The sequence below is a fragment of the Streptomyces sp. CO7 genome, assembly GCF_053474865.1.
On sequence record NZ_JBRIOU010000009.1, the window covers coordinates 315,160 to 319,208 of the forward strand.

Here is a 4,049-nt window from a genome sequence, read left to right on the forward strand (position 1 = left end):
CCCGCCGGGCCACCCCCGCCACGTCCAGCTGCCGGCCCGAGGCGACGAGCAGCGCGTTGCCGAACCGCCGCCCGCGCAGGACACCCGGCTCGGCGATCACCGCCGTCTCCGCGAAGACGGCCGCCACCGTGGCGATCTGGGAGCGCAGGAACGCGAACGGCGCTCCGTCCGCCAGGTTGGCGACGTACACCCCCGTGTCCCGCAGCACCCGCCTCGCCTCGCGCACCAGGCCGAGCGAGGCGAGGTGCGCCGGCACCCTGGAGCCGCCGAACACGTCCGCCACCACCAGGTCCGCGCTGTCCTCCGGTGCGCTCTCCAGCCACGCCCGTGCGTCGCCCACATGTGTGCGGACACCGCCCCCACCGGTTTCCTCCGGCAGCGGCAGGTGCTCCAGCACCATCTCCAGCAGACCGCGGTCGTACTCGACCACATCCTGGCGGGACCCCGGCCGGGTGGAGGCCACATAGCGGGGCAGGGTGAGGGCCCCGCCGCCCAGGTGCACCGCGTCCAGCGCCGCCCCGGGCTCGGCCAGGGTGTCGACCAGGTGGCCGATCCGGCGGGTGTACTCGAACTCCAGGTGGGCCGGTTCGTCGAGGTCGACGTAGGACTGCGGCGCACCGTCGACGGTCAGCAGCCAGGCCCGCTCCCGGTCCACGTCGGGCATCAGTTTCGCGGTGCCGTGGTCGACGGCGCGGGACACGGGTACGGGCTCGTTCACCAAGCCATTGTGCCGGTATGACGGTATGTCGTACGCCACGGTAGGGAGCGAACACCCCACATCCTCGGTTACTGTCGCCAAATGCTCGATGCCACCACCCGCTCTGGGGGCACCGCCGCGGCGCCGTCCCCCGCCGCGGCCGCTGGATTAGTGATCACCCCTCCCGTCAAACTGACCAAGACAGCGCAACCGGCGTCCCCGCCGACGCCGCCCGCGGCCCCCGCGCCACGCGGTCCGCTGGCCCGCTGCGCCCAACTGCTGCTGTCCCCGTGGGCCCGTTTCGGCCTGCTCCTGCTCCTCCTGGCCACCGCCGCCGGGACGGTCCTGATGTTCGAGCCGCAGCGCCTGGTCGCCGACGGCTGGCCGCCCCAGTTCGGCGGCGGTCTCGCCGCGCTGGCGTTCGGCGTGGCCTACGGGCTGTGCACCGTGGCCTTCGTCCCGCGCCCCGTGCTCAACCTGGCAGCCGGCGCGCTCTTCGGCTCGACGATGGGCCTGGCGACGGCGCTCGGCGGCACCGTGCTCGGCGCGGGTCTCGCCTTCGGCCTCGGCCGGCTGCTCGGCCAGGACGCCCTGCGGCCGCTGCTGCGCGCCCGCTGGCTCCAGGCGGCCGACGGCCAGCTCAGCCGGCACGGCTTCCGCTCGATGATGGTGCTCAGACTCTTCCCCGGCATCCCGTTCTGGGCCGCCAACTACTGCGCCTCCGTCTCCCGGATGCGGGCCTCCTCCTTCCTCCTCGCCACCGCCCTCGGCTCGATCCCCAACACCGCCGCCTACGCGGTCGCCGGGGCCCGCGCCGCCAGTCCCACCTCGCCGGCCTTCCTGATCGCCGTGGCCGTCATCGCCCTCCCGGCCATGGGCGGCGCCGTCTTCGCCTGGCGCAAGCGCCACCACCTGCGCGCACGCTGACCGGTCGGCGACGCGACGCCTCCCGTTCATCCGTGGATCACCGGCAGGACGCCGCAGCACCGTTACAGTGCCCGCACCCCGGCGTCGTCGTGACCCGGCCCTCCTCCCCGATCAGCACTTGGACTACCTGCACCCATGTCTTGGTTCGAATCGCTCGTCCTCGGACTCGTCCAGGGGCTGACCGAGTTCCTGCCCATCTCCTCGAGCGCCCACCTCCGGCTGACCGCCGCGTTCTCCGGCTGGCAGGACCCGGGGGCGGCGTTCACCGCCATCACCCAGATCGGCACCGAGGCCGCGGTGCTGATCTACTTCCGCCAGGACATCGGGCGGATCGTGAGCGCCTGGTTCCGCTCCCTGCGGGACCGGGAGGCGCGGCGCGACCACGACGCCAGGATGGGCTGGCTGGTGATCGTCGGCTCGATCCCGATCGGCGTCCTCGGTGTGGCCCTCAAGGACCACATCGAGGGCCCGTTCCGTGATCTGCGGGTCACCGCCACGATGCTGATCGTGGTCGGCGTCGTCATCGGTGTCGCCGACCGTCTCGCCGAGAGGGCCGCGGCGGCGGCCGATCAGCCCGTGGTGGGTGGCGGGCGGCACCGCCTGCGCCGACCGAAGGACCTGACGCACCTCGGCATCCGCGACGGCCTGATCTTCGGCCTCTGCCAAGCCATGGCTCTGGTTCCCGGCGTCTCCCGCTCGGGAGCCACCATCAGCGGCGGCCTCTTCATGGGGTATCGCCGGGAGGCCGCGGCCCGCTACTCCTTCCTGCTGGCCATCCCCGCCGTCCTGGCCTCGGGCCTGTTCGAGCTCAAGGACGCCGCGGAGGGATCCCACGTCTCCTGGGGCCCGACCTTCCTGGCCACGGTGATCGCGTTCGTCTGCGGCTACGCGGTGATCGCCTGGTTCATGAAGTTCATCAGCACCAAGTCGTTCATGCCGTTCGTCTGGTACCGGATCGCCCTGGGCCTGCTCATCCTCGGCCTGATCACGACGGGTGTGCTGAGCCCGCACGCGGCCGATGTGTAGTGGGACGGTAGCGGAGTGTCATACCTTGCCCCTAGGGTGGACCCCATGCTCCTCAACGCCGAGGTCCGTGATTCCGCGCGCTCAGCCGCCGAGCTGAACGAGATGATCCGCGCGCTGTGGCTCCGTTCGAGCGGCGCGCCGACCGCCCAGGACCGTGCCCGCTACGAACAGCTGGTCGTCGAGTGGGCCCGCGCCGTGCGGGCGGAGGCACTGCAGCCGGTCTAGGTCCGGCTCGGCCGCCTCGAGCGGCGCGCGGCGGCGTCCGTTCCCGGCCGGACGCCGCCGCACCGGTTCACCTGCCGAGCGCGGCCACGCCCGCCTGCGCGAACTTCTCGTCCAGGTCGCCGGACGGGGCCCCGGCGACACCGATGCCCGCGATCGGGGCGCCCTTGGCGGTGACCGGCGCGCCACCGGCGAGGAAGAGGGTGTTCGGGATGTCCTTCAGGTTCGGGGCCTGGTCCAGCCGCCCGGCGAGCACCGAGGTGGGTGCGTTCCAGGAGACCGCCGTGTACGCCTTGCGCACCGCCGAGTCGTAGGACTGGGGCCCGGCGCCGTCGCCGCGCAGGGTCACCACGGTGTTGCCGTTGCGGTCCACGACGGCAACCGTCACCTTCTGGTCCGCGTCCTCCGCGGCGTCCATCGCGGCCTCGGCGGCCCGGAGGGCGGCATCGGCCGACAGATGCGTGGTCTGCGTGGTGTCCCGGCCCTTCGCCACGTCGGCCGCCGCGGCGGGCGCGGGGCCGGCGGCGTTCGCGGTCACGGCGCCGAACGTGCCGGCGCCCAGCGCCGCGGCGGCGACGGTACCCAGCAGGACACGGGTGCGCAGGGTCGTCCTCTTCGTCATGAACAGCTCCTCGTCAGTCGTCCGGGGAACCTCGCTCCCCGGCCTCTCGCCATCCATCCTCGGGGCGCACCCGGCCCCCGGGCGTCGGCGTTCCGGCTGGTCACGCGGGTTCCGACGGTTGACGGGGGTGTCATCCGAACGGCTGATGCGCGCACCGCCCGCACGGGTTTACCTGGAGGGAGCGACGGTCTCCGGCCCTTCCGGCCGGACGGCCCCGTCGCTGCGGCCGGCTCGCGAGGAACCGGGCCGGCAGCAGCAGCGAGGACGGGCGTGAGCCCGGACGGGCCCAGGGTCACCCGGCCCGAGGCGGACGCGAGGAAACACCCATGCGGCACACACGGCACCGGTCCCCCGAGGCCTCGGCCCCGGCGGCGGATCCAGCGGCGGGCGCGGCGGCGGACCCGGACGCGCGCTGGCTCGGGCCGGTGGTGCACCTCGCCTTCTACGCGTTGCTGGGCGGTTCGCTCGCCCGCTATCTGCTGCGCCATCCGCCGGGCCCCGGCGTCGCCTGGGTGGTCGGGTCGGCGGATGGCGCAGCAGATAGCGGGCGAGCGA

The 4,049-nt window shown here is 73.5% G+C and carries 5 protein-coding genes and 1 pseudogene; 4 read left to right on the forward strand and 2 right to left on the reverse strand.

Going from position 1 to position 4,049, the window contains the following annotated elements:
• Positions 1 to 718, reverse strand: a 718-nt coding sequence (locus ACOV8S_RS28030; RefSeq protein ID WP_448321263.1) for a spermidine synthase, incomplete at its 3' end; no start/stop codon positions are given.
• Positions 719 to 799: 81 nt separating this feature from the next.
• On the opposite strand from ACOV8S_RS28030, the gene ACOV8S_RS28035 reads away from it, so the two are divergent.
• The 3 genes from ACOV8S_RS28035 to ACOV8S_RS28045 all read left to right on the forward strand — a co-directional run bounded on the left by ACOV8S_RS28035 (position 800) and on the right by ACOV8S_RS28045 (position 2,875).
• On the forward strand, positions 800 to 1,624 hold the full coding sequence (locus ACOV8S_RS28035) for a TVP38/TMEM64 family protein (RefSeq protein ID WP_448321265.1): 825 nt from the start codon (positions 800 to 802) through the stop codon (positions 1,622 to 1,624).
• Between the two features lie 135 nt (positions 1,625 to 1,759).
• A complete protein-coding gene (locus ACOV8S_RS28040; protein WP_448321267.1) occupies positions 1,760 to 2,650 on the forward strand; it encodes an undecaprenyl-diphosphate phosphatase in 891 nt (296 codons plus the stop codon).
• Positions 2,651 to 2,695: 45 nt separating this feature from the next.
• Positions 2,696 to 2,875: a hypothetical protein gene (locus ACOV8S_RS28045; RefSeq protein WP_448321268.1), complete on the forward strand. Its 180-nt coding sequence runs from the start codon at positions 2,696 to 2,698 to the stop codon at positions 2,873 to 2,875.
• A 67-nt stretch (positions 2,876 to 2,942) separates the two neighbouring features.
• On the opposite strand, the gene ACOV8S_RS28050 is transcribed toward ACOV8S_RS28045, so the two are convergent.
• Positions 2,943 to 3,494 carry a GlcG/HbpS family heme-binding protein gene (locus tag ACOV8S_RS28050; RefSeq protein WP_448321270.1) on the reverse strand — a complete coding sequence of 184 codons (552 nt, stop codon included), beginning with the start codon at positions 3,492 to 3,494 and terminating at the stop codon, positions 2,943 to 2,945.
• A 326-nt stretch (positions 3,495 to 3,820) separates the two neighbouring features.
• Between ACOV8S_RS28050 and ACOV8S_RS28055 the strand changes: the two are divergent.
• A pseudogene (locus ACOV8S_RS28055) lies at positions 3,821 to 4,049 on the forward strand (hypothetical protein); the annotation flags it as partial.

Coding starts and splice junctions, on each gene's coding strand:
- ACOV8S_RS28050 (WP_448321270.1), bottom strand. CDS start 3,494: ATGACGAAGAGGACGACCCTGCGCACCCGTGTCCTGCTGGGTACCGTC.
- ACOV8S_RS28045 (WP_448321268.1), top strand. CDS start 2,696: ATGCTCCTCAACGCCGAGGTCCGTGATTCCGCGCGCTCAGCCGCCGAG.
- ACOV8S_RS28040 (WP_448321267.1), top strand. CDS start 1,760: ATGTCTTGGTTCGAATCGCTCGTCCTCGGACTCGTCCAGGGGCTGACC.
- ACOV8S_RS28035 (WP_448321265.1), top strand. CDS start 800: ATGCTCGATGCCACCACCCGCTCTGGGGGCACCGCCGCGGCGCCGTCC.